Genomic DNA, 24,188 nt, shown 5'->3' on the forward strand with positions numbered 1-24,188 from the left:
CCGCTGTGGCCAAGAACGTGGCCAATTTCTCCGGCAGCCTGTCGTGACCGGCTCGGAGGAACAGCTGCGCGCCGAACTGGGTGCCCTGTGCCGCGGCTGGGGCTTGCAGCGCAAGAAGCTGCACACCGTGCTGGGAAGCGCGGTCGCCGCGTGGGCCAACGTGCCGGGCAACGCGTCGGACCGCGACGTGCGGACGCAGGTCGAGCAGGCGATCGACCGGCTGATCCAGTACGGCCTGAACCCCGACGCGGTGCGCGCGGTGCGGGTGGCCGTCGCGCTGGACCGGAGCGTTCCCTTCTCCAGCCTCAAGGTGCGCACCGACACCCTGGCCGCGGAGAACAGCGTCTCACCTCGAACCATGCGCCGCAGAATCGAGCGCGCCCTCGACCTGTGCGCCCAGTTGGCGATCGCCACGGTGGGCGCCGACGACCAGGACCACGGCTGGGTCGTCGAACGCATCAGCGCACTGGTCAGCCTCGACCGCGCGGTCCCGCAGGTGATCGAACGACGCACGATCCTCGCCACCGTCGACGGCCTGCGCCGCATCAACGCGCGCTTCAGCCTCCCGTGCGAACCCGGCACCCCGACCCACGTCCGCGACCTGGCCTGCGAGGTCCTGCACGGCGCACAACTGGGCGCGGAACACCGCGACGGTCTGGGCCACTTCTGCTACGAGCTGCACCTGCCCGACCCGCTGTCGCGCGGCGAGGAAGTCACCTACACCATGGCGTTCCACGTGGTCGACGGCCTGCCGATCCGGCCCTACTACGCCGTGGTGCCGACCATCACCTGCTCCTCGCTGCTGGTGACCGTCCGGTTCGCCCGCGACCACCCGCCTTCCGCCGTGTGGCTCATCGACGGCGTCCACCACCGGGTGCTCTCGGACCCGCTCACGCCCGGCTCCCACCTGTTGGAGCTCAACAGCGCGGGCGAGGTGACCGTGTCGTTCGCCGCTCTGAAGCCCAGCTTCGGCTACGGCCTCGGCTGGACGCCGTCAGAGTCGTGAGACGAGCTTGCCGTCCTTCTTCTCCATGTGGCGCTTCAGTTCGGCGAAGAGCGAGCGCCGCTCTGGGGTCAGGTCGTGTGTTCTTAGCGCGTTGTCCAGCCACAGTGCGATGTCACCCGCCGGCTCTGGTGCCCAGCGCTTCACGGCGTTGGCCCCTGCGGCGAGCACCGTCGGTTCGTCGGAGGAAGTGAGCAGCGGTACCCAGTCACCGAGGTAGGCCAGCCCGATGAGTGCGTTGTGCTCGCGCAACAGCTCGTGGACCCGTGAGGCTTCCGCGGTGCCGCGAGCGAGCAGTCCGATCGCGGCGCCGGTGATGTCGTCGATCAGGTCCAGGAGATGGGGAAGGGTTCCCGGGAGTCCGGCAGCAGCCACCGCGAGAGCCCACTCGGCCCCGTCGGTGTCCTGTTGTTGCGCCAGGATCTCCTCAGCGGCAGCAGTCAGCTTGATGCGCGGACGCAGTGCGGCGGTCCGGTGGTAGTCGCAGAACGCGAGCGCGCGCACCGCACACTCCCGGCCCTCGGCATCGGACTCGATCAACGCGCTGAGATCAGAAGAGCTGCCGCACATCTGGTACAGCAGGCCAACCCATGGCCAGCGCTGCTCTGTTGTGGCCGACCACAGCATGCGCATACCGCGCATGTGGTCCTGTTGGAACACTTCCCACATGCGCAGCGCCCGACTCCTGTCGGGATGCTCCGTGAACGTCGACAGCCCCAGGGCAACCCGCCTGTCGTCGCGTTCGGCCTCCACCGCCTGGATCTCCCGCAAGTTCGACAACGTCGGCAACCGCTGCTCCAGCTCGGCGAGCCGAGCCTGCAAGAGGTCGTAGTGGGCCACCCTCATCCTGGTCGGGCGAGCGACTCCCAGATGCATCAACGTTTCCGCGGCCTCGAGTGCTGCGGGCGAGTCGGGAATGAGGTCGGCGATCACTAGTTCAAGACCAGTGAACTGGATGGCTGCGATCAACTCGAGCACCGCGACGAGTACAGCGTTGGGATGGTGACCGGTGAGGATGCAGTCGAAGGCGTCGCAGAACACACGCCTTCTGGCGGGACGCTCGTCGGGTGTTGTCCCGTGCCACCACAACGTGCGCATTGTGTCGAGTACTTCGGGAGCACCGTTGTGTGCCAGCAACGCCTCCGTGAGTTGCTTGTCAGCGCCCAGGACACCCAGCGCGTTCGCCGCCGAACGGTGGTGGAACGAGCCGGCGGTGGCGTCCGCGAGCACAGCTTCCAGTGCTGTGGTCAGTTCGTCGGTGAGTCCGGCGGGAGGTTTGACAGCGGCTGCGAGCAGCTCAGCCGCGTACTCGGGGTCGTCCGTCCACACCGTGCGGACGAGCTGTTCCACGACTCGCTCCGGCGTCTCTCGCAGACGTGCGGCGAGCAGACAGGACTCCCTTCGGATGAAGCTCCGTGCGCAGGCGGCGAGCTCCTCATCGCTCGCCGCGCTCAGGAACACGGACTCGGCGATGAGCGGACGAGCTTGGTGGTCGGCGCCATATCCCTTGCCGAAGAACTCTCCGAGGACTTCGTCAACGGACCTGAGGTCACCGAGCCTCTTGACGTGGTCGATCGCCATGCGCAACAGCGCGGGCGACCTGATCGGGCTCTTCGAGTTGGCGATGAGGTCGACCAGTCTGGCCCGCGCGGTGGGCTGGAGCCGATGGCTCATCGCCATCCTGGTGACGTAGTCGACTGCTTGTTCGTCGCTGATCGGTTCCAGCCGGAACACCGGCCAGCCGGATTCTTCCGGCGCTTCACGCATAGCCAGAAGCACCGGGGTGTGCGGATGGTCAGATCGGAAGTCCAAGGCCCACTGGAGGTCCTCCTCAGTAGCGTCGTCGACCAGCACGTGGACGGCACCGAGCTTCAGCAGTTCGGAGCTCACCGCTGGAAGGTCGCTTCTCTCGATCGGCATCCGCAGAGGCAGCCTTGGGTGATCGGATCGGCCCGCTCGCGAGACGCTGCGGCACAATCGGTAGTTCAGTTCGTTGATCAGCGACGTCTTCCCCGAACCGGCCTCTCCAACGAGGATCGATTCACGCGCACGGCTCAAGGCGGTGATCGGGTCCAGATAGCTGCGGTCGCGGCGGACGACGAGGTGGATGTACTCCTCATGCGACAACTCCAGGTCCACATGCCGATCGTTGGCCTGCTGCCGGAACAGTTGCACTGCCAGTCTGCTACCGAGATCTCTGGCGAAAGACGGTGGCTCCTTGCCGGTGGTGAGGCCGGCCGCCAGTTTCACCGCTTGGGACTTCGTCAGGTCGAGCAGCGGGGCGATCACCGACAGAATCTCGTCTGTGCCCGCCCAGTGCTGGAACGGCGTGTCGTCCACCAGCCACTCGGAGCAGACGGCGAGAACGGAGTGCACCGCGCGGACGCGCACGGTGTCGTTGTGGTCCTTCCACTTCAGGGTGCGGTAGCCGCTGAAGTAGAGCAGAGCGAGGTAGTTCTCCCACGCGTCGTCACCACGGTGCAGCGCGAGCGCCTGACAGCGCAACGTGAACAGCACCTTGAACGGCACGGCCAGGTTGTCCGGAACTAGTCGGAGACACGCCTCCTCGACGTCGTCCGGCTGCTGCGCCAGTGACCTCATCCGGCACGCCACCGCCAGCAGTCGTTGCAAACGGAGGAGATCGGCATGGGGAAGGTCGGCGAACACATCGCGCATCAGGCCGACTTCGAGCCACGCCGGGTCCCACAGCAAGGGCAGACCGTCGGCGGTCTCCGCGAAGTCGATCACGTACGTCTCGTCGCCGACGAGAAGAACGTTGCGGGGGTTGAGATCTCCGTGACCGACGCATTTCATCCGGCCGAAGCGCGTGTCGGTGAGGACCTTCCGGAGGGCGCTCGACGGGTCGGCGGACGGAGTGGCCGGGTCGACCGCGTCGGCGAGCAGGGTGTGACGGTCGTCGTAGCGGACGTTCTCGATGACGCCTTCCGGTCGCCAGTCGGCCATGCCCACGACCGTGACACCGTCGCCGCTCGCACGGTCGAGCTCGATGACCGAGCCCGGTTGCAGCAGGTCGCCGCCGACGGTGGTTTCGAAGACGACTTCGCGTGAGGTGAGCGGGTGCTTCTGCAGGGTGGCGGTCAGGACGAGGTCCGGGCCCAGCCGGGGGTTGAACTGGCGCAGGCTCGCGGTGTCCGTCGTGGTGCGGCGGTCGTAGAACGCGCCGCCCAGCCGGATGAACAAGGTCGAGATGACGCGGAGCACTCGCTTGAGCGCTTCCTCGTCGCCTTGGTAAGCCTGACGGACGACCTCTTCGAGCGTCGGCGTTGGTTCCGAGAGCAGACCGGCGAAAGACGCCACATGCTGATAGGCGACGGCGTTGCCGATCTCCTTGACGATCGGGGCGCAGGTGACGGGTCGGCGGGGCTCGACCAGTTTCTGGTAGGCGAAGAACTCCCTCGCCATCTCGTTGGGCGGACCGATCTTGACGACCCAGCGCTGGTCCTCCTGGCCGCGGCGCAGCGAGACCTCGAAGACCGTCGCGCTGGTGCGGCCTTCGGAGATCAGGCGGACGACGTGGGCGTGCGGCACGTCGTCGTCGACCAGTTCGTGCAGCACACTGCGAATGAGCCCGCGAATTTCCACCGCGGGCTCATGTTCGAAGGTGATTTCCAATTGGCTACCCCAGGACCACGCGGCGGGTGCCGGTGGAGCGGTCTGCGGCGGGGCGTGCCTTGCCCGAGGCCGGGATGGCGCGGTCGCGGAGCTGGCGGATCTCCTCGATCTTCTCGGGCGTGGTGCGGACGAGCGGCACGACGTTGCGGAAGCAGTCGAGGAAGTAGTCGAGGCGGACGTTGGCGTCGCCGACGCGCAGGGCCTCGTGGCCGATCTCGGCCACGGCGGCCTCGATGTCGGAGCCCGCGAAGCCCTCGCTCAGCCGCACCAGCTCGTCGACGATGTTGTCGGGCACCGGGACGTGCAGGTAGCGGCGCAGGTAGATGCCGATGATCTCGCGGCGCTCGTCGGGTTCGGGGAGGTCCACGAAGAACATGTCGTCGAAGCGGCCGCTGCGCAGGAGTTCCTGGGGGAGGGTGCGGACGTCGTTGGCGGTGGCGACGACGAAGACTCGCGCGCGGGACTCCTGCAGCCAGTAGAGGAACTGGCCGACCAGGCGGGTGGTCACGCCGGTGCTGTCGGTGCCCGAGCCCGCGAGGCCCTTCTCGATCTCGTCGATCCACAGGACGCAGGGAGCTACGGTGTCGGCGGTGGCGAGGGCGTCTCGCAGGCGGTTCTCGGACTGGCCCACGTAGGCGCCGAGCACCGAGCCGATGTCCAGGCGGTACAGGGGGAGTTGCCAGTCGGAGGCGATCGTCTTGGCGGACAACGACTTGCCGCAGCCCGGCACGCCGACCAGCAGGACGCCGCGCGGTGGGCGCATGCCCCGGTCGCGCAGGTCCATGGTCAGCAGCGGGCGTTTGCGGTCGAGCCACTGGCGCAGGCCGGAGAGGCCGCCGACCTGGTTGTCGCCGGGGCGCAGCGTCACGCGTTCGATGCCGGACAGCTCGCTGAAGATGGAGTCCTTGGCGCGGCTGAGTTCTACCAGGTCTTCCTTGGTGACGGCCTTCTTCACGACGAACGTGGCGAGGATGTTCAACGCCTCGGTCTTGGTGACGCCGGCCAGGATCGAGGCGGCCTGCTCGAACTCGGCCGGGCCCCACTCGATGCGGATGTCGGTCGCGTACGGGCGCAGGAACTCGTGGACCGCCTGCAGCATCTCGTCGAAGTCGGGCAGGTCGAGGCGGACGGACATGCCCATGCGCTGCAACATGTTCCACACCGGGTCGGACGTGATGATCACGATGCAGCCGCCGTGCTCCTCGGCGAGCGCGGCCAGGTCGGCGAAACGGCGCGAGATGTCGTTGTCGTCGGAGAGGTGCTGCACGTCGGTGAAGACGATGGTGAGGTTGGCGCGGGACTGGAACCACTCGCCGGCGAGGTCGAGCGCGCCGAGCAGGGACTTGTCGTCGAACACGACCTGCTTGGTCCGCAGGTCCCGCAGGCCCTGGCTGAGCGTGTGCAGCAGGATGTCGAGCTGCTTGTCGCGCGCCAGCTCGCCGAGCAGGTCCAGCACCCGGCCCCGCTCGACCGTCCGCACCGACACGAACGGGATGCGCGCGAGGAGGTAGGACTCCACGCGCGTCTTGGTTTCCGCCCCGTTGGGCATGAATGGTCCCCCTGCGGTTCAGGTTCAGAAGATGACTCGGCGGCCCATCGGGCGTCCGGCGGGCGGTGGGGAGAACTGGGGTCGCGTCAACGCGGCGAGCAACGAGTTCGTGCGCACCGCGGCCTGCAGTTCAGCCGGGGTCTGCCGGACCGAGTCCTCCAGACTGCGTTGCGCGGAACGGACAGTGGTCTCCAGTGCCTCGCGCAGACTCGTCCGCAACGCCTCGGGCAGCTTCGTGTTCTCGGTGAGATGCCGCAACGGAGTGAGCATGTTGCGTGCGTTGACCTGCATCACGGCCAACGCGGCCGACGCGCGCGACGGATCGACCAGCAGCAGCGCCTGGTCGCGCCGCATCGCGTCGGCCCACCGCTTCTGCCGCTGGGTGAACGCCTCGGACACGTGCCGGAACAACCGTTCCTGCTGGTGCGGCCCGAGCGCGTCGGTGATCGGCGCCAGGTGGTCGGGCGGCAGGTCGACGCCGCGGCCGAACGCGTCGAGCCACTCGATCCACGACGCGTAGTTGCCGCTGGGGGAGCGCACCGCGTCACCGCTTCCGCGGGTGGCGGTTGAGGAACTCCGCTGGTGGCAGGAGATCCCACTCCGGCAGCCGCAGGGCGACCTCCCGGTCGTCCAGGCCGTGCCGGGGCGGCGCCGGCTGGTCGCGGTCCGAGGGCTTGTCGAACACCGGTCCTGGCACGCTCACGCACCTCGCTTCTGGTCGGGCGCGTTCGCCACGAACGCGGTGCTGTTGAGGCTTTCCGCGTACTGGCGGAACGACGCGGCCTGGCTGATCAGCTGCTCCCACTCGCGGCGCAGGTCCACCAGTTCGGCGAGACCACCGCGCAGCTGGGCGACGGCGTGGGCGGTGCGTTGCGCGCCGCGCTTGCGGATCTCCGCTCGCCGCGCGGGGAGGCCCCGGACTTCGGAGAAGCACCAGATGCCGAGGACGGCCGCGACGATCAGCATGAAGGACGCGAACCCCGCGCCACCGTCGATCGCCGCGATCAACGCGATGAACAGCGCGATCCCGCCGAAGATCGCCCCGGCCAGTGGCGCGCCGGTGAACTTGACCTTCGCGACCTCGGCTTCCGTCTCGCGCTTGATGTGCGCGGTCAGGTTCTGCACCAGGCGTTCCTCGTTGGCCGACCCGTCGACGACGTCCGTCCAGCCCTCCATCGCGAGCTCGACGACGTTCGGCATCGCCTGCATGTTCGCGGCCTCCAGGCGTCCGGCGCCCTGCACCGCCCAGTCGCGGGCCAGCGACACGGCGAACCGGCGCGTGCCCAGCGACACCTGGGCCCGCTCGCCGTGCAGCGCCGCGTTGCTCAGCAGCGTGAGGAAGTCCGTGGTCTGCTCGTGCAACGGGTCCTCGACCTGCATGACCTGGGACGCTTTGACCTTGTCCCCGTCGGCGTCCACGATCGCCTGCAGGCCGGCCTCCTTGCGCCGCAACGGTGCTTCCTCGGCGTCGAAGCCCCCGACCAGCCGCGTCAGGATGTCGTCCACCCGCACGCGCAAGTCGTCGCTCTGCGGCACGGGCCCGGTGAACATCGCGCGGAACATCTCCTCCGCCGCTCCGTGCACGGTCGCGCCCTCGTAGAGCTCCTTGAGCTGCGGCCAGGTCGGGCTGATCACCGGCAGGATCTGGTACTGCGGTGGGATCGGGCGGCGCAACGTGTCGATCATCTGCGCCCAGCGCGCGACCTGCTTGTCGACGGTGTCCTGGTCCGCGCACAGCTTCGTGTACCAGTCGCCCATGTGTTCCAGCACAACGGGTTTCGCCTCGCGGCCGAACGCGCCGGTCGCCACCGCGTCGAGCACGACGGTGAACTCCCGCGACAGCACCGACGGGTTCTGCCGCGCCGTGTACTGGCTGATCCACCGCGCCGTGGCCGAGTCCCGCTGGTGCCTGCGCAACGTCAGCGCGAAGAACAGCGAGGCCTTGTCGTTGTCCCGGCGCACCGCCTCGTTGAGCGCCTTGCCCGCGAGGTCCGGGTCGTCCCTGATCCAGGCCGCGAGCGCGACGAGGGCGGGAGCGAGCCAGTACCGCGGCGTGAGCAGCATCAGCTCCTCGGAGAGCTCCCGCATCGTGCCGTGCGAGACGATCCCGGCGTCCAGCGCCTGCAACGTGCCGGTGGCGAGCCGCCGCACGTCGCCGAAGTGCCCGTAGTGGGTGGTCAGCTCCTGCCGCACCTCGATGATCTGCGTCTGCGCCAGCTGGAGGTTCTTCTGCAGCTCGTCGCGCAGGATGAACGCGTCGAGCACCTGGCGGATGCTCTGGACGTCCTTGTTGGTCCGGTCCTGGTTCTGCTGCACGACCTGAACGGCGGCGCCCAGCATGTTCTGCTTGTCGTCCAGGACCTTCTGGTTGTCGAGGACCGTGTTCAGCCGATTCACCAGCGGTGTCAGGTCAGGCCCTTGCACGTAGTTCATGACTCACTCTCCAGCAGGACGGCGGAACCGTCGGCGCGGATGCACACCACGCGGTCGGCGTAGACCTCGATGGCGAGGTACATCGGGGACTCGGCGAGCGTCCGGGCGCGTTCCATTCCATCCGGGAGCGACTCACCCCTGCGGTAGTGCTCGATGATCGACCCGTCCAGCGCCAGCGTGTGCACCTCGAACGGCTCGCCCAGGTAGCACTTGCCGATGATGCCGAGCGGCTCGGAGCAGTACTGCTCGCTGAACTCCCGGTGCACGTCGTCGACGATCTTCGCGACGTCGGCCGCGGCCACGTGCCCGCCGGCGTCCAAGGCGCGCAACGCCTTCACGTACCGGTCGGACCTGCGGTCGGTCCTGACGCGTCCTCCCGGCGCTCTGGCCGCCCTCGTCACCTGCTGCGACGGAAGCCCCGTGGCGGTGGTGGTCTTCTTGTTGATCAGCGGCCTCGGCACGCCACCATCTCCAGTGTCTCTTGTGGACGATCAAGTTCCTGCCGGTGTTCGCCTACGTCCCATCGGGCCGGACGGGAGAACCATTACGCCGAACTGCGACTGGCCCGATCAGTCACTCGAACGGACGAGCGGTGTCAGCTGAAAGCCAAGAGCCAGGCCAGGAACACGACGGTGGCCGCCTGCAGGCCGATGACCAGCCAGGTCGCCGCGACGTGCGCGACGACACCGAACGGCAGCCGCGGCCTGCTGACCTCGCCGTTCGGGTTCACGAGTCGACGCACCATGATCACGCCCGTGGGAGAGCGCTTGCCGTAGACGTCCACGGAGGATCCCTGCTGCGGCGGTCCCTTCGGCAGCTTGCCGCGCGCGAGGCACTCGTGTTCGGCGCCGCTGACCTCCTTGACCCAGAACGGCAGCTCGTCGGCCATCCGCGGCTGCGGCCCCCAGCGGTGCACGACGATCACGGCCAGCGCACCTGCGCAGGCCGTCAGAAGTGCCTTGACCAGCAACGACACCCCGCCGATGAACGGCGCCAACGTCACGCCGAGCACGCACGGGATCGCCATCAGCCAGGCGAGCAGGGTGGTTCTTCGTGTCACAACATCTATCTGACGGACGAGCGCGACGCGGGTGACGGTGCCAACGGCGAGACGGCCGTGGACGCCGCTGTCCGTCAGGTCGGGTGTGGACGACTGGTTCGGCTGGTTCATGGGGCGGTCTCCTCATCACGTGCGAAACATCACGCGGGGTGGTGGCGATTGTGTCGGGTGAACGCGGTCACGGGAAGGGGTGACGGACGTGGACCAACCAGAAAGTGCCGGTGCCACAAGCGAAAGCGGGGCACCGGGCGGTCGCGTGCCGCTGTGGGGCTCGGCGCTCACACCGACCGCCGGGGAGTCGTGGACACCCGCACCGCTGCCCGAGGCACCGCCCGAGGACAGTCCACAGCGGTCCAACGGCTTCCGCATCGCGGTCGTCGTCGGCGCTGTCGCCTTCCTGGCGGTGAGCGCGGTCGTGGTCGTGAGTTTGGTGCGTGACAAGGACAATTCCACGCCGGGTGGCACTGCGGGAGGTCCCGTGGCCACACCCGCGTTCACCACGACGCAAGCGGTTGCGACGAACCCTGCGACGACGTCGTACCGGTATCCGACCACGAGCGCTCCTGTTCGCCCGACCACGACGACGGCGAGCCTGCTTGTACCGCAAGGTTTCCAGCGCGTGTCCGGCCCAGGTGGAATCACGCTGGCCATCCCGCAGGGCTGGCCGATCACTCCCGGTTCGCTGGCCACGCACGTGCAGGCCGACGACCCGGCCACGCCCGGTTCGCTGATCCGGTACGGCGGCAGCCCGTCCGAAAGCCGGCCGTTGCTCGACGCCGTGGCGAGCAACGAACAGGACAACTCCGGTATTCAGAACGGCTATCAGCGCCTGAAACTGGCCAGCGTCCCGTCCGCGACCGCAACCGACATCGTCGAATGGGAGTTCACCTATCTCGCGAACGGCATCACCAAGCACGCCTTCGCCCGCTACTGGCGCCTCAACGGCACGGACTACATCGTCTACGCGGGAGCCACCGCCGCGGCCTGGCCCGCCATGGCCTCCGTTGTGGACGTCATGGTGCGCACCGCGGGCCCGCTGTCCTGAGCCTCACCTCCCCATCTGCGTGAAGCCCGCCCAGGACTCCACCTCGGCCGGACCGAAGCCCGCGGACGGCAGGACCCGCAACGAGTCCGGCATGCAGGCGGGGAACTCGCGGCCGTCGTCCAGCATCCACAGCTGTGCCCTGCGCAGCGCGCCGGCCGGCCGTTCGGTCCGCAGGTAGTGGTAGAACATGAACATCAGGTGAGCCGTGCTGCGGCCGGCGGGCACCCGCCACAGCGAGCCGACCACCGTGCGCGCCCCGATCGCGAGGAACGTGGTCGCCAGGCTCAACGCCTCGTCGTAGTCCACACCGGACACGTTCGTCGTGCACCCGGCGAGGTTCACCGTGCCCAGCGGCAACATGTCCACCGGGCTGAGCTCCAGGAGCTCCACGGCCGAGAGCTGCGCGGTCGCCAGCTTCACGTGCGACTGCAGCGGCTGCCGCATGTCCGCCACGGCGTGACAGGCCAGATGTAGCAACGGCAACGGTTTCAGCAACGCGGCCAGCACCTGCGCGGGCGTGCCCGATCCGTCCGGCGACGGCTTCCACGGCCGTGGAGCCCGGGAGAACCCGCCGAGGAACACCCCGTCCGGGTAGAAGGCATCGCGCACCGCGGTCGCCTCGGCAGCGCCCGCCGGCAGGTCGCGTGCCGGGTTGCCCACCAGCACGGGCTTTCCTTCCGCCACCTCGGCCCGTTTCAGCACATCGCAGAACAACCGCGCGGACGGCGCATAGGAGATCGCCATGTCCTGCACGAGATACCGGCCCTGCTCGTCTCGCGCCGCGTGCCACGGCACGATGCCCAGCGGCCCGACCGGCACCAGCACCACCCGGCTGTCAGGCCCGAGCAGCCGCAGCAACTCTCCACCGGCAACCGTCCACGCCCAGTCGCACAGGAGACCAAGTTCCTCGCGCCACCGCTCGCACGCGGGCCCGCTGGTCTCGGTGTCCCAGGCGTCGTAGGCCTCGCGATAGCGTTGCGGAGCGTCCTCGACGTCGAGGAGTGGCAACGGACTCGCGAATGCCTCGCCCTCGACCGGCACGACCACCGCTTGTCCGCTGTGGCGCTTGTTCGTCGGCAGCAGATAGACCAAGGCCTCCGAACCGTGAACCCGCAGCGCGTCCTGGATCTCTCTGATGGACGGCGGCGCGATCAGCTCTTCCGATCCGTCGGCCAGCTTGCGCAGAACTTCTCGCCGCAGTCCGCCGAAGTTGTCCGCAGTCGCGTCCCAGCCTGGCAGGAGCGGCGCGTCGCGGCCCTCGGTCTCCACCCACCTCCTGGCCAGGTCCGCCTGACCGGCCTCACCGAGCTGGTCGACGAGCGAATGTCCTGTCGTGGCAGCCTTCAGCACGAGGCCGCGGCGGGCATCGATGACGCGGATCAGGTCGTCGATCGCGTCGTCTTCCAGGCACCACGCGGTGAGCTCGTCCACCTTCGTGGTGGCATTGCGGGCGTACTCCAGCGCGTGTTCGGGGCTGGACTGCTGAAGCACGTACCAGTTCGCGTGCCACAGCGCGTCCTGACCGAGCTTGCGGCTTTGTCGCTTGTCACCCGGCTCGTTGCGGCGGCGCAGCAGCTTGCCGAGTGTGATCGCAACGGAGTCCATCTGCGGGTGGTACCGCTTCTCGATCTCCGCCACCCGTTCGACGTTCGCTTCGATCGCCTGCTCCAGGACGGCACGATCCTCTGGCACGAGAGTGACGAGAGCATCCAGCGCGGCAGCCAGCATGATGCGCCCGGGATCGAGGCCGACGAGACGCGGATCCACCTGCCTGGCAGCGAGTTCCGCGCAGATCTCACGAAGCTTGCCCGCGTCGCGGTCCTTCAAGGCCACCGCGACGTGCTCGCCCATTTCGAGCGGGCGCATCAGCTCCTCGACGTACGCCAGGTCCTGATCGAACCGCCGGGGGCCGAGGGGGATCGAGTGCGCTGTCGCGATCATCCGGTGGAACGTCTCGCAGTACGACCGGAGTCCGGCGTAGTCGGACGTGGCTGGAAGCTCGGACACGAACTCGAACGCCCTGGTGCTCAGGTCGAGCATGTCGGCATTCAGGGGATCGACCTGAATGCGTTCCGCCATTTCGTAGACCAACCGGGTTGCTTCCAACTCGCGCTGCTTCAGCTCGGTCCTCGGCTCGTCGACCGGCCTGTTGAAGATCCGGTGCGCGGCGCGGAGTGGCCCGAGTGCCTTGGACCGAAGTCCCACCTGGCCGCTCAACGTTCCGACCATGTCGGTGAAGGGGGTGTGCGCGGTGGCGTAGGCGGGGTTGGCCAGGAGTTCTCGGAAGGCGGAGAAGTCGCCATCGCCGTCGCCCGTCGAGACGCGGAGCAGATTGTCGTTCAACTGGCTGAACAGCCTGAGGAGCATGGCGTGATCGGGATCAAGACCGGGAGAGCGCAGGGCCAGGCGGAACAAGCTCCGGACGCGCGTCAGCACCGCCAGGACGTCGGCGGCCGTCGGGACGGCCAGGTTCGGCGCTTCACAGATCGCCCACATCCAGGACAGCCCGACGGCGGCGGCGAGCAGCTCCGGCTCGTCCGACCCGCTGATCGCCTTCTCGGCGTCGGTGAGCCACCCGACGAACGGGTGGTCGCGGAGGAACTCGGCGAGGCCGGGGCGATTGCCGCCCTGGAACGCGCAGATCAGCCGGTAGCGGTGCAACGTCGCGACGGCATGGGTGTCGGGCGAGGAACATTTCAGCAGTTCCGTGGCGCAGTCGATGACGATGTCGGCATGTCGTGGCCCCTGGTCGAGCCCGTGCAGCTGGTAGTGGGTTTCGACGAACTGGGCCCAGGCCGACCACGCGTCGTCCGCACCGGGGTGCTCGGCTGAACGCCGATACCAGTCGGCCGCGCTCAGCAGGTCGGCCACGCTGTCGGTGTCCGCACCGCGCTCCTGCAACCCGCTGGCGTACCAGGCCCAGGCGGTCGGGTCGTCGGCCTTCGCCGCTCCGGCCATGTGCTCGATGATCCGGTCCCGCTGCTCGGGATCCTCGTTGAGGACAAGCAGAAGTGCGGCGAGACTGTGGTGCTCCGCGAGATCGGGATCGTCCTCCGCCGTGAGTGCGATCGCCTTCTCCGCCGCGGCGACGGCCTGATCGACCGGAACGAGCGAGGGATCGTGCTTGTCCTGCATCAAGCACAGGTCGCCGAACATCGTCAGGTCCTCGACCTGGTACCAGTAGCCGTCGGGGATGAGGAACACCGTTTCCGTCATCACCCGCACGGCTTCGTGCAGATCCGTGACGTCCTTGCCGATGAACCAGCGGATTCCGTGCACCCTGGCTCGGCGCACGTCCGCGATGGCGCGGTCGGTCGGATGATCGAGGCGATCGGCGAGTTTCGCCATCACGCCTGGGGTGTCGCCGATCTCCTGGAGCGCCTGGTGGACGTCCAGCGCCTCGCCCCGGAACGCTGCCTGGATCGCTTCCACCCGGCCGGTGTGCAGGTCGATGACCTCGAGCAGGGCATCGACGGCTTCTTCCTCGTCGGCCGGCGGGTAGTCGGTCGCGAACGTGCCCCAGTCGACTGCGCGTTGCCAGTGTTCGAGAGACTTCAGGCGTTCGGCGAGTTCGGCGTGGCAGATCGCGAGACTGAGCCGCCAGGCGCTGACCGCGGGGTTGGTGCAGGCGTACGTGCTGCCGTGCAACAGCAGACGCATGATGATGTCGAGTTCGTTGTCGTCGGGTTCGGTGTCCTGGTAGCCCTGCAGGGCGGCGTGGGCGAGTGCACCCGCGTAGTCGGGGTCGACCGAGTTCACGTTGGTGCTGAACCGTTCCCACATCACCGCCAGCTCGCGGCGGACGTCGTCGTCAGTCCATTCGGTCTCGGGCATCGCCGATCCACTCCCGCCAGAGTCCCTGGTAGCGCTTCAGATGGAGCTGGGCGAGGTTCTCATCGCCTACCCGCGCGGTGCGGGCGAGCGTCGTGAGGTCCTCCACCCGGCCTGGTTCGGGCCACGGCCGGTGCGGGCACACCTCGTCCGGTCGCCGCGGGGTGCGCAGGGAGTGGAGGTCGGCGCCGCACGCGCAGTCGAGCGGGCGGTCGGGATCGGCGGCCTGGTGCACGTCCTGGTGAAGGGAACGCACCACGACGCTGGCGACCAGCATCGAGATCGGCCAGGTCGCCGTGTTCGTCTCCAGGCGGAGCTTGCTCGCGGCCAGGTTGATCGCCGCGCTCCGGTCGGTCCACAGTGGAGGGAAGCTGAGTCCGTTGCGGACGGCCGCGCTGACGACCGGGCGCACCCGTTCGAGTTCTGGCAGGTCGAGCCGAGGTGCGGGGGAGGGGCAGCAGGCCAGTCTGCGTTCGACCCGCCGGATCCGGTCGACCAGGAACGCGAGATCGTCCTGGGAGGTGGGGGAGCGCAGGCCGGTCAGCCACTCGGTGACCACCCGGCGCTGGGAGCTGGACGTGCCCGCGTACAGCTCGGCGAGCAGCCAGCTCGTGATCGTCTCGGAGTCTGGAGAGGTTCCGTCGCAGACGACCTCGTCCAGCTCAGGCACGTCCAGTTCCGTGCGGGTCAGCTGGACGAAGAGCTCTGCGCCGCCCAGGAACTCGGCGAACGCCTGCATCGTGCCGGGCGACGCAGTCAGGTCGCGCAGGTACCTCTCCAGGTCCGGTTCCGAGCCGGTCAGCTCGTCGAGGGCGGCGCGGTATTCCGCGATCTGCCAGAGGAGAGGGCCCGGACCTGGCCCGTCCTCGGGGAAGCGCCGGCTGGCCGCGCGGTTCAGGACGGTGCGCGCCGCCGCGACCGGATCGCTCAACTCGGGACGGCTGAGCACGGCGGTCGTCACCATCGTCACCAGAACAGGCGGTAGTTCGGGGCGTGACACCTCCTCGATCACCTGGGTGGCGAGGACCAGATCGTCGATCCCTGCCCGCAGCGACACCGCCAGAAGCGGGTAGGCGTCCTCCGGCACCGGGCGGGAGAGTCGTTGTGCGAACTGGATTCCGCGCTCGACCACGGCGTCGATGGCGCCGGGGTCGATGCCGGGAAGCCGGGCCGCCGCGTCTCTCAGCAGGTCTGGATGGAACGGCTCGGCCATCGTCCCTCCGTTCGGAATCGCAGGGCGGGCTCGCCTCGTCCAGGCACGACAGGCAGCTCGGCGACGAGGAGCGTCGGGTCGTCCGGGTCCGGTTCGAACACGACCCAGCTGTCATCGCGGTCGTCGAGGCCAGCGTGGAGATCCTTTCTGCGGCCGGGCAGGGCCGTCGCATGGATGACGACGCCGGACTCCTCCACGCCGTCGGCCAGCTGCCGGTAGGCGACCCAGCGCGCCAGCGGTTCGACACCGGCGTCCTGCGCGAGTGGAACGGGAAGGCGAAGCGGCTGCCAGGCGAACCCGCAGTCGTCGCCAGCACGGTAAACGGGATCGGCGGCCACCGGCAGGCTCCTGATCACCTTGGCGAGGCCGAGTTTCAGGAAGGACGTCCAGAACCCATCTGCCAACCTCCCGGACTCCGCGGGCACGCCCAGGACCTGGCTGCGGTACGGAGCCCACCGGTCGGCGAGCGCCGCCACCTCGTCGAGCTCGAGCCTGATGCTGCGCGAGCGCGATCCGGGACCGCGGATGCCGGTGATCACGTCCATCAGACGTGGGCCGAGCAGGAGATCCTCGGTCTCACCCCACCCGACGTCGAGTTCGAGGACCGCCGGCGGACCCGTCAGGTCCCCAGCGGCGAACGCGCAGGCGAGACCGCGGCGGATCCGGCGGTGCACCACGGGCTCGACGGTCAGCAGTGAGATGCGCACCCGTCCTGGGGCGTGCAGGTAGTCGACGCGCGTGTATCCGTCCCAGGCCGTCAGCATCAGCCGTCACCTCCGCACAGGCTTTCTGACGGACGGACGCGGAACGGGGGTCCCAGCCAGCGCTGGAACCCCCGTCGAACAACAGCTGTCAGCGGGCGAACTGGAACCAGTTCACGTTCGCCAGGTCGCCGCCCGTGCCACCGGCCGCCACCAGGTAGAGCCGGTGCACCCCGGTCGCCCCGGACGCTGCTGCCGTCCGCGACGTCCACGTCTGCCACCCGCCGGTGCTCGCCGCGGACACCGTGGCGACGAGAGGACCGGTCGGGCTGTCCAGCCGGTACTGCAGCGTGCCGTTGGCCGTGGAGCCGGACGCGAGGCGCGTGGTCACCGACGTCGGCGGCGTGGCACCGAAGTTGACGTCCGCGTAGGCCACGTAGTCGCCCGGCGTCAGGTAGCCGACGTTCTGGCCGCAGCCCGAGTCGGTGCACCGCTCGACCTGGGTGCCGCGCTGCTCGTCGTAGTACGAGGCACCGATCAGCGCGTAGGCGTTCTGCGTGGCCGGGAACTGCGCGCCGAACCCGTAGGCGAACAGAGGCGTCTTGCCGTCGCCGGCGTTGATCGGCTGCTGCGAGGCGCTCTGCATCCACGTGAACGGCAGCGTGCCGGTCGGGCGGTAGTCGCCGAACAGCACGTCCGCCACGCCGTTGCCCTCGGTGCCCGGCAGCCAGGCCGCGACCAGGGCGGTCCACTGCGGCAGCTGGGCCGCGATGTCCAGCGGGCGGCCGGACACGAGCACCACCACGACCGGGACACCGGTGGCGCGCAACGTGGTCAGCGTCGCCAGGTCCTCGGCGTCGAGGCCCATCGCGCCAGGCTTGTCGCCCGCGCCCTCGGCGTACGGGGTCTCACCGATCACGGCGATGGCCGCCTGGTAGGTGCCGTCGACGCCCGTGCCGTTGCGGTTGTAGGTGACCGTCGTGGACGACGACACGGCCGAGCGGATCCCTTGCAGCACAGTGGTTCCCGGCTGGGTCGGGCCGCTGCCGCCCTGCCAGGTCAGCGTCCAGCCGCCGCTCTGGTAGCCGATGTTGTCCGCGCTCTTGCCCGCCACGAACAGCTTGCTGGCCGTCTTCGGCAACGGCAGCACGCCGTTCTGGTTCTTCAGCAGCACCTGCGACTTGCGCACAGCCTCACGGGCGAGCGCGCGATGGGCCGCGTTGCCGACGGACGGCGTGTACGAGCGGTCGGTCAGCGGCCTCTCGAACAGGCCCAGCTCGAACTTCTTGGTCAGGATCCGGCGGTTGGCGTCGTCGATGCGCGACATCGGCACGCGACCCGCCTGCACCTCGGCCTTGAGCAGCGTGATGAACGAGCGCCACTCGGTCGGCACCATGATCATGTCGAGGCCCGCGTTGATCGACGTGCGGACCTCGGCCGCGGTGAAGCCCGGCTGGCCGTCGATCTGGTCGATGGCGTTCCAGTCCGACACGACGAGGCCGCTGAAACCCAGCTCGGTCTTCAGCACGTCGGTGATCAGGTACTTGTTGGCGTGCGTCTTGAGGCCGTTGACGCTGCTGTACGTGATCATCACCGAGCCGACGCCGCGCGCCACCGCCTCGCGGAACGGCGGCAGGTGCGTCGCCCGCAGTTCGGCCTCGCTGACCTGCGTGTTGCCCTGGTCGTCGCCGTCGGTCGTGCCGCCGTCGCCGATGTAGTGCTTGGCCGTGGCCAGAACCGAACCGGGGTCCGACAGCTTGGCGCCCTGCAGGCCGGTGATCAGGGTGGTCATCGACGTCGCGTTCTCCGGCGTCTCGCCGAACGACTCGTAGGTGCGGCCCCAGCGGTCGTTGCGCGCGACGCACAGGCACGGCGCGAAGTCCCAGTCGATGCCGGTGCCCGACACCTCTTCGGCGGTGGCCCGGCCGATCCGCTGCACCAGGCCGGGGTCGCGGGTCGCGCCGAGACCGATGTTGTGCGGGAAGATCGTGGCGCCGGCGACGTTGTTGTGGCCGTGCACCGCGTCCACGCCGTAGATCAGCGGAATGCCCAGCGGCGTGGCCCTCGCCGCGTTCTGGAAGCTGTCGTACATGTTCGCCCACGACGTGGCGTTGTTGGGCGACGGCGCGGAACCGCCACCGGAGAGCAGCGACCCGATCCGGAAGTTGGTCAGGTCCGCGTTGCTCACGGCGTTGCGCTCGGCCTGCGTCATCTGCCCGACCTTCTCGTCGAGCGACATCCGGCCGAGCAGGTCGGCGACGCGCGCGGGAATCGGCTGGGCCGGGTCCTTGTAGATCGGGTCAGCCGCAGCAGCGGTGCCCGTGGGGACTGCTGAGGCCGTCAGCAGGAGCACGGCCGCGAGGAACTTTCTCATGGGGCAGACCTCCGGGGGACGAGGTCCTGTTTACCTTGCGGCACAACAGGGTTGGCCGAGCGTAACCCCTGCCCCCAAAGTGGTATAGACCATCGGGGAACCGGAACGAGGACCGGTTCCCCCGGTGGCGTTCAGCGGCACCAGGACTCGACGGTCTGGTTGAACTCGGGGAACTCCGAGCGCGCGGCGGCGAGCACCTCGGCCGGCGTGCGGGGCGCCACACCCGAGTACTTCTCCGCCACGGCGCGCAGTTCGGCGTGCGGCACCCCGCTGTCGGACCCGAACTCGACGGCCTCCTGCGGACCCACGCCACCCGCCAGCAGCCACAGGAACTCGCCCAGGCTGGTGGCCACGACGCCGGTCTCGCCCTCGGAGCCGAAGAACGCCACGGGCTGCTCGGTCAGGGGACGACCCGGCCGCACCAGCCAGAGCGCGGCCAACCCGCCCGTGCCGTCCTGGCCGAACACCCGGAACGCGTCGCCGTCGAGCTCCTTGTTGCCGGTCCAGGCTCTGATCCAGTCCGTCGTCTCCGCGGCGGAGTCGAACTCGTCGTACGGCTCGTAGTCGATGTTGCCCGGCCCGGACTCCTCGGTCTTCTCGTCGTAGTCCCACGGGAAGTCGATGCCGCTCAACGCGGCCAGCGCGGCGGGGAAGGCGCGGTCGTCAGTGATCTCCACGCGCGCACGGTACCGGCCGGCACCGACAATTCCGCGCGCCTCAACGCGAAGGCGTGACGAGACCCGACTCGTAGGCGACCATGACTGCCTGCGCCCTGCTGGTGAGCGAAAGCTTCGTCATCGTGCGGTTGAGATGGGTCTTCACCGTCGCCTCGCTGATCGTGAGCCCGGCCGCGATCTCCGTGTTGGTCCTGCCGGTGGCCACCAGCCGCAGGATCTCCAGCTCGCGCGGCGTCAGTTCGCTGAGGCTGGGCGCCGAGGGCACGTCGGGACGGTGCACGTAGGCGTCGATCAGCCGCTTGATCACGGTGGGGGCGAAGAGCTTCTCGCCCTCCGCGACGACCCGGATGGCCGAGACCAGTTGCCGCGGCTGGGTTTCCTTGAGCAGGAACCCCGACGCGCCGGCCCGCAACGCCTCGTAGACGTACTGGTCGAGGTCGAACGTCGTCAGCATGATCACCCGCGGTGGCACCGATCCGGCCTCGGCGAGAATGCGCTTCATCGCGGTGATGCCGTCGACTCCGGGCATGCGGATGTCCATCAGCACCACGTCCGGCCTGGTCTCTGTGGCGCGCTGGATCGCGTGCATCCCACCGGCCGCCTCGGCGACGACCTCGAACCCCGGTGTGGCACGCAGAAGCGCCGCCAGCCCCGCCCGGATCAGGCTGTTGTCGTCCACGACCATCACCGTGATCATTCGAGCACCCCCATCTCGCCCACGGGCAGCGTCAGCTCGACCGTGTACCCGCCCTCCGGCCGTGCCCCCGCTACCAGTGTGCCGCCGTAGAGCGCCGCGCGTTCCTGCATCGAGGTGTGACCGTGCCCCGGCGCCGTTTCCCGGTGGACCTGACCGTCGTTCTCCACCACGACCGTGAGCTGACGGACGTCGCCGCGGACGAGCACCCGCGCACGGCTCCACGGCGAGTGTTTCAGCACGTTCGTCAGCGCTTCCTGGACCACCCGGTACGCGCACAGCTGCAGTCCGGGTGTGAACGCGTCCGGGTCGGGCACGCTCATCCCCAGCGTCACCTTCACCCCGGTGGTGCGGACCCGGTCGACGAGCTGCGGCAGATCTGAGAGGCCCGGCGCCGGGTCGTGGCCGGGACCCTCGTAGTCGGGAGCGTCCGAGTCGACCCGCAGCAGCACGAGCAACCGCCGCAGTTCGTGCAGCGCCTCTCTGCTGATGGTCGAGATCGTGTCGACGGCGGCGCGGGACGTCGGCGGGTCCGCGTCGAACACGTACCCGGCGAGCCCGGCCTGCACGGAGATCACCGACAGGTGGTGCGCGATGACGTCGTGCAGCTCGCGGGCGATGTGTACCCGTTCCTGCGCCACGGCGAGCGCCGCCCGTGCCTCCTGCTCCGCGCGCAACCGGTCCGCCACGTCGGCGAGCTCGCCGTTGCGCTGGGACAGCTTGTAGGTGACCGCGCCGAAGAAGCACGCGAGGCTCGGGAACAGCACGGACTCCACCAGCCCGAGCCCGACCGACATGCCGGGCACCAGCCGTGACGACCAGAACATCGCGACGACCGTGATCGCCCAGCACGCGACGACCGCCCGGCGCGGCCGCAGGGACGCCGCCGAGTACAGGGCTAGCAGCGGGCCCCAGTAGTTGAGGTTCAGCTGGTCGTAGCCCGCCGCCAGGTACACCAGCAGCGCGAGCGAGCTGGTCAGCGACACCAGGACCGGCCACCGGCGGCGCACCGCGAGCGGCAGGAAGATCAACGCGGTCAGCGCGTACGCGAGTGGCGAGAAACCCCAGCCGTGCGGGAAGTGCTCGCTGCCGACCCAGAGCGCGGCGACGGTGAGCAGCACGGCGACCGCGGGCTCGGTCATCCGCGGATTCCACATCCGGTGCATCACGACACCGTATTGATCACTGGGCCGTGCGGCGTCAACCGAGTGGTGTATTCGCCGCTGCCACAAGGGTCTACCCGGACTTCAACTCCGCGCCCGACGACGCGCGCAGGCTGCGTTCGTACCGTTTTCCGTGCCGGGCAACGGTTCCGGCGAACGAGGGAGAAGGTGGCCCTGGGGGGAGCCTGTTGGCCAGGACCTGGTCAACAGGCTCCACACGTGTTGCTAGACCACGATCTTCTGGTACTGCTCGCGATCCATGTCGTGCACCTCGAGCGTGAGCTGGGTGGGCAGGCCCTCGACCGGCTTGAGGTGTTCCCGGACGAGCCCGATGCTCACCCGCCCCACCTCCTGCTTCAGCTCGGCCGGACGTCCCGACAGCAGGCCGACCCGCACGTGGATCATCGCGCCGGGAACCCCTTCCCCGATCACGGACTCCTCGATCTGCCTGAACCGCGTCTTGAACGCGGCCACGTCCGAGCTGACCAACGGCGAGAGCGTCTGGTGCAGCGCGAGGGCGAAGGCGCGGCGGTCGAACGCGTCGCTGAGCTCGCCGGAGTACTCGACGGTGATCTGTGGCATGCGCCCACGCTACCGCCGATCTCCTGCGACAGTGGGGGTGTGGACTTCGAAGAGCTGGTGGCGACGCAGGAACGGGCCAGGGCGCACCACCGCGCCGGCGACTACCTCGACGCGTTCCGGTTGCACGACGAGGTCCTCGCGGCCGTCGTCGAACTCGTGGGCCCTGACCACCACGTCACCGTCTCCGCGCTGACCGCGCTCACCGAGGCGTGGTTCGCCGGCTGGTCCGCGGACAAGCGCCCGGACCTGGCGGTCAGGCTCTGGGAGCTCACCGCCGCCGAGTGGCAGCGGGTCGTGGGTCCCGAAGACGCGAACTCGCTCATCGCGCGCAACGACCTGGCGTTGGTCTACCTGAGCGCCGGCCAGCAGGTGCGCGCGATGAAGATGCTGGACCAGTTGCTGGTCGACGCCCGCACGGTCCTGGGGGCTGACCACGACGTCACGCGGCTGGTCCAGGAGAACGTCGGCGACCTCGCGCCGTTGCGGTCGCTGAGCCCGGACGCGGTGTCCGCGGAGACGATCGCCTCCGCCTTCGCCGACGTGCTGGGGCTGGAAGCGGTGGTGGCGGGCGGGCGGGTCAGCGTCGAGATCGCGGCGATCGGCGAGACGTTGCACGTGCCGGTCTGCGACGTCAAGCGCGTCACGAAGAGCTTCACGCCGATGGGAGACCCGGCGCTGGAGTTCGTGATGGTCGAGAACGACGACGTCCTGCCGTTGATCGTGATGGCCGACAACGTCGTGTTCGCCCCCGAGGACCCGGTCGCGCTCCTGCACTCGCCGATCCCCGTGGTGATCTCCGACGCGCAACCGCTGACCAGCTACGCCGAGATGCTCACGGCGGCCGACCGGTTCGCGGTCGAGCCCGCGCCCGGCATGTGCGTGTACCTGCGTTGCGTGATCGCGGGCGCGCTGCGGTTCGGGCTGCGGTCACTGCCCGCCGTCGCGCGCTGGAACCAGGGCTGGCAGGCGCTCGAACCGGTGTGGGACCTGCCGCCGTTCCCGATGGACCCGGTGTGGGATCACCTGTCCCGGTGCGCGCCCGTCCTGCCGTTGCCGGTCGCGGTGGCAGACGATCCGGTCGCGGAGGTGACGGCCGCGGACTTCGCGCGGCTGTCGATCGCCCAGCTGGACGCCGAGTTCGTCGCGCTGTGGAAAGCGCTGATCCCGTTGCACCCGGCCGAGTTCGCCGACGTGCTGCTGTTCCGCCTGGACGGCCGTCCCGACGTCACCCTCTACCCGGACGGCACGGGCAGCGTCGACCTGGTGATCCGCGACGGCGACGAGTTCCGCGCGTTGCTGCAGCTGCGGTTCGACCTGCGAGCGCGCGTGATGGACATCGACGAGCTCCGCATCGCCGAGACCGCCAGGGGAGCCGGCCTGTTCCAACGCCTGCAGTACAACGCCGAACAGCTGGCCCGCGCGCTGGGCCTGGGCAGCGTGAACATCCTGGCCACCGGTATCGGCAGCTACGCCTTCGCCAAGGCGCGCTTCCCGCAGGACCCGGAGCTGCACGCGAAGATCTTCCCCTAGGACACCAGCTTCCGACGAAGGCTCGCCATCGCCTCGGGACCCACGGCCTCGCGGGTGGCGTCCAGCAGCTGCCCGCAGATCTCCCCGACCTTGCGCAGGTCGTCCCTGGCCGCCGCGATCTCGGCTTTCACGACCGGCACGTGACGCGGATCGACCGCGGCGCTGAGATCCCGCACCTCGGTGGCCCTGGCGGAGCGCACGCCGTCGGACACGGCGAGCACGAACTCGGTGGGGTCGTCGTCCAGCCCGACCCCGATCACGCGGTCCAGCGTGCCGCCGGGCAGGAAGAACAACGTCGTGGTCGACAACGTGCTCAGCGCGGCCTGCTGGCCCCACCGCGTCATCAGGCCTGACTTGCGGTCCAGGAACGGCATCAGCTCCAGGTAGACGCCCGCGTCCACGGTCGCCAGCAGCTCCCTGCCGGACTCGAGCGACGACTGCAGCTCCTCGATCTTCCTGGCCTGCAGCCTCACGAGACCTGTGAACTCGTCCGCGTCGCCCGCCCCGTCGACGAGCTGCCCGGCCAGGACCAGCAGGCGTTCGCCGCGCACGCACAGGTCCTGCAGCGCGGTGACGCCGCGGATCAGGACAGTCGCCACGTCGGTGTCCTTGGCCGAGCGCTGGAAGGACACGAACAGGCCGCCGAACTTGGCGAGGATCTCCGCCAGCTGGGTGAGCATCGCGAACACGACGACCAGTA

At 69.0% G+C, this 24,188-nt stretch carries 19 protein-coding genes and 1 pseudogene; 3 read left to right on the forward strand and 17 right to left on the reverse strand.

The features are described 5' to 3' along the window. Positions 1–43 precede the first annotated feature (43 nt). The gene (locus ABZ345_RS08390; protein WP_359844307.1) at positions 44–1,006 is read left to right on the forward strand and encodes a hypothetical protein; all 963 of its coding nucleotides are present in this window, start codon (positions 44–46) and stop codon (positions 1,004–1,006) included. Here the strand turns inward: ABZ345_RS08390 and ABZ345_RS08395 are convergent. The 7 genes from ABZ345_RS08395 to ABZ345_RS08425 all read right to left on the reverse strand — a co-directional run bounded on the left by ABZ345_RS08395 (position 995) and on the right by ABZ345_RS08425 (position 9,789). Then, positions 995–4,606 (reverse strand): hypothetical protein, encoded by a 3,612-nt coding sequence (locus ABZ345_RS08395; protein WP_359844309.1) that lies wholly within the window; start codon positions 4,604–4,606, stop codon positions 995–997. The two genes, ABZ345_RS08390 and ABZ345_RS08395, sit on opposite strands and share 12 nt — an antisense overlap. 34 nt (positions 4,607–4,640) lie before the next feature. Then, positions 4,641–6,185, reverse strand: a complete 1,545-nt coding sequence (locus ABZ345_RS08400) for an AAA family ATPase (RefSeq protein ID WP_359844311.1) — start codon at positions 6,183–6,185, stop codon at positions 4,641–4,643. A gap of 24 nt (positions 6,186–6,209) precedes the next feature. Next, on the reverse strand, positions 6,210–6,725 hold the full coding sequence (locus tag ABZ345_RS08405) for a hypothetical protein (RefSeq protein ID WP_359844313.1): 516 nt from the start codon (positions 6,723–6,725) through the stop codon (positions 6,210–6,212). A 4-nt stretch (positions 6,726–6,729) separates the two neighbouring features. Beyond that, positions 6,730–6,882 (reverse strand): hypothetical protein, encoded by a 153-nt coding sequence (locus tag ABZ345_RS08410; protein WP_359844315.1) that lies wholly within the window; start codon positions 6,880–6,882, stop codon positions 6,730–6,732. A gap of 2 nt (positions 6,883–6,884) precedes the next feature. Next, complete coding sequence (locus tag ABZ345_RS08415; protein ID WP_359844317.1) at positions 6,885–8,618, reverse strand: hypothetical protein; 1,734 nt, start codon at positions 8,616–8,618, stop codon at positions 6,885–6,887. Beyond that, positions 8,615–9,079, reverse strand: a complete 465-nt coding sequence (locus ABZ345_RS08420; protein WP_359844319.1) for a hypothetical protein — start codon at positions 9,077–9,079, stop codon at positions 8,615–8,617. Before ABZ345_RS08420 ends, ABZ345_RS08415 begins: the two co-directional genes overlap by 4 nt. Before the next feature lie 134 nt (positions 9,080–9,213). Continuing rightward, on the reverse strand, positions 9,214–9,789 hold the full coding sequence (locus ABZ345_RS08425; RefSeq protein WP_359844321.1) for a hypothetical protein: 576 nt from the start codon (positions 9,787–9,789) through the stop codon (positions 9,214–9,216). A gap of 88 nt (positions 9,790–9,877) precedes the next feature. Here ABZ345_RS08425 and ABZ345_RS08430 point away from each other — a divergent pair, with 88 nt between their 5' ends. Further along, on the forward strand, positions 9,878–10,723 hold the full coding sequence (locus tag ABZ345_RS08430; RefSeq protein ID WP_359844323.1) for a hypothetical protein: 846 nt from the start codon (positions 9,878–9,880) through the stop codon (positions 10,721–10,723). A 3-nt stretch (positions 10,724–10,726) separates the two neighbouring features. Here ABZ345_RS08430 and ABZ345_RS08435 read toward each other — a convergent pair whose 3' ends face one another. The 9 genes and pseudogenes from ABZ345_RS08435 to ABZ345_RS08475 all read right to left on the reverse strand — a co-directional run bounded on the left by ABZ345_RS08435 (position 10,727) and on the right by ABZ345_RS08475 (position 21,958). Continuing rightward, entirely contained in the window at positions 10,727–14,557 is a 3,831-nt protein-coding gene (locus ABZ345_RS08435) for a CHAT domain-containing protein (RefSeq protein WP_359844325.1), read from the reverse strand. Continuing rightward, positions 14,535–15,767, reverse strand: a complete 1,233-nt coding sequence (locus ABZ345_RS08440; protein ID WP_359844327.1) for a hypothetical protein — start codon at positions 15,765–15,767, stop codon at positions 14,535–14,537. Before ABZ345_RS08440 ends, ABZ345_RS08435 begins: the two co-directional genes overlap by 23 nt. Continuing rightward, positions 15,737–16,531: a hypothetical protein gene (locus ABZ345_RS08445; protein WP_359844329.1), complete on the reverse strand. Its 795-nt coding sequence runs from the start codon at positions 16,529–16,531 to the stop codon at positions 15,737–15,739. Before ABZ345_RS08445 ends, ABZ345_RS08440 begins: the two co-directional genes overlap by 31 nt. A gap of 88 nt (positions 16,532–16,619) precedes the next feature. Further along, positions 16,620–17,009: a carbohydrate-binding protein gene (locus tag ABZ345_RS08450; protein WP_359844474.1), complete on the reverse strand. Its 390-nt coding sequence runs from the start codon at positions 17,007–17,009 to the stop codon at positions 16,620–16,622. Positions 17,010–17,033: 24 nt separating this feature from the next. After that, positions 17,034–18,842: pseudogene (locus ABZ345_RS08455) on the reverse strand (glycoside hydrolase family 3 protein); the annotation flags it as partial. Positions 18,843–18,973: 131 nt separating this feature from the next. Then, the gene (locus ABZ345_RS08460; RefSeq protein WP_359844331.1) at positions 18,974–19,519 is read right to left on the reverse strand and encodes an SMI1/KNR4 family protein; all 546 of its coding nucleotides are present in this window, start codon (positions 19,517–19,519) and stop codon (positions 18,974–18,976) included. A 40-nt stretch (positions 19,520–19,559) separates the two neighbouring features. Further along, on the reverse strand, positions 19,560–20,216 hold the full coding sequence (locus tag ABZ345_RS08465; protein WP_359844333.1) for a response regulator transcription factor: 657 nt from the start codon (positions 20,214–20,216) through the stop codon (positions 19,560–19,562). Beyond that, a complete protein-coding gene (locus tag ABZ345_RS08470) occupies positions 20,213–21,355 on the reverse strand; it encodes a histidine kinase (RefSeq protein WP_359844335.1) in 1,143 nt (380 codons plus the stop codon). The genes ABZ345_RS08465 and ABZ345_RS08470 overlap by 4 nt, the downstream gene beginning before the upstream one ends. Before the next feature lie 246 nt (positions 21,356–21,601). Next, entirely contained in the window at positions 21,602–21,958 is a 357-nt protein-coding gene (locus ABZ345_RS08475; RefSeq protein WP_359844337.1) for a hypothetical protein, read from the reverse strand. A gap of 39 nt (positions 21,959–21,997) precedes the next feature. On the opposite strand from ABZ345_RS08475, the gene ABZ345_RS08480 reads away from it, so the two are divergent. Further along, a complete protein-coding gene (locus ABZ345_RS08480) occupies positions 21,998–23,488 on the forward strand; it encodes a tetratricopeptide repeat protein (RefSeq protein ID WP_359844339.1) in 1,491 nt (496 codons plus the stop codon). On the opposite strand, the gene ABZ345_RS08485 is transcribed toward ABZ345_RS08480, so the two are convergent. Further along, positions 23,485–24,177: a hypothetical protein gene (locus ABZ345_RS08485; protein WP_359844341.1), complete on the reverse strand. Its 693-nt coding sequence runs from the start codon at positions 24,175–24,177 to the stop codon at positions 23,485–23,487. The two genes, ABZ345_RS08480 and ABZ345_RS08485, sit on opposite strands and share 4 nt — an antisense overlap. Between the last annotated feature and the right edge of the window lie 11 nt (positions 24,178–24,188).

Source organism: Lentzea sp. NPDC005914 (assembly GCF_040629405.1).
In the GTDB taxonomy this organism is placed as follows: domain Bacteria; phylum Actinomycetota; class Actinomycetes; order Mycobacteriales; family Pseudonocardiaceae; genus Lentzea.

Excerpts from the sequence above, each read along its gene's own strand:
- ABZ345_RS08475 (WP_359844337.1), bottom strand. The coding sequence starts at position 21,958 with ATGCCACAGATCACCGTCGAGTACTCCGGCGAGCTCAGCGACGCGTTC.
- ABZ345_RS08470 (WP_359844335.1), bottom strand. The coding sequence starts at position 21,355 with ATGACCGAGCCCGCGGTCGCCGTGCTGCTCACCGTCGCCGCGCTCTGG.
- ABZ345_RS08465 (WP_359844333.1), bottom strand. The coding sequence starts at position 20,216 with ATGATCACGGTGATGGTCGTGGACGACAACAGCCTGATCCGGGCGGGG.
- ABZ345_RS08425 (WP_359844321.1), bottom strand. The coding sequence starts at position 9,789 with ATGAACCAGCCGAACCAGTCGTCCACACCCGACCTGACGGACAGCGGC.
- ABZ345_RS08440 (WP_359844327.1), bottom strand. The coding sequence starts at position 15,767 with ATGGCCGAGCCGTTCCATCCAGACCTGCTGAGAGACGCGGCGGCCCGG.
- ABZ345_RS08435 (WP_359844325.1), bottom strand. The coding sequence starts at position 14,557 with ATGCCCGAGACCGAATGGACTGACGACGACGTCCGCCGCGAGCTGGCG.
- ABZ345_RS08445 (WP_359844329.1), bottom strand. The coding sequence starts at position 16,531 with ATGCTGACGGCCTGGGACGGATACACGCGCGTCGACTACCTGCACGCC.
- ABZ345_RS08400 (WP_359844311.1), bottom strand. The coding sequence starts at position 6,185 with ATGCCCAACGGGGCGGAAACCAAGACGCGCGTGGAGTCCTACCTCCTC.
- ABZ345_RS08415 (WP_359844317.1), bottom strand. The coding sequence starts at position 8,618 with ATGAACTACGTGCAAGGGCCTGACCTGACACCGCTGGTGAATCGGCTG.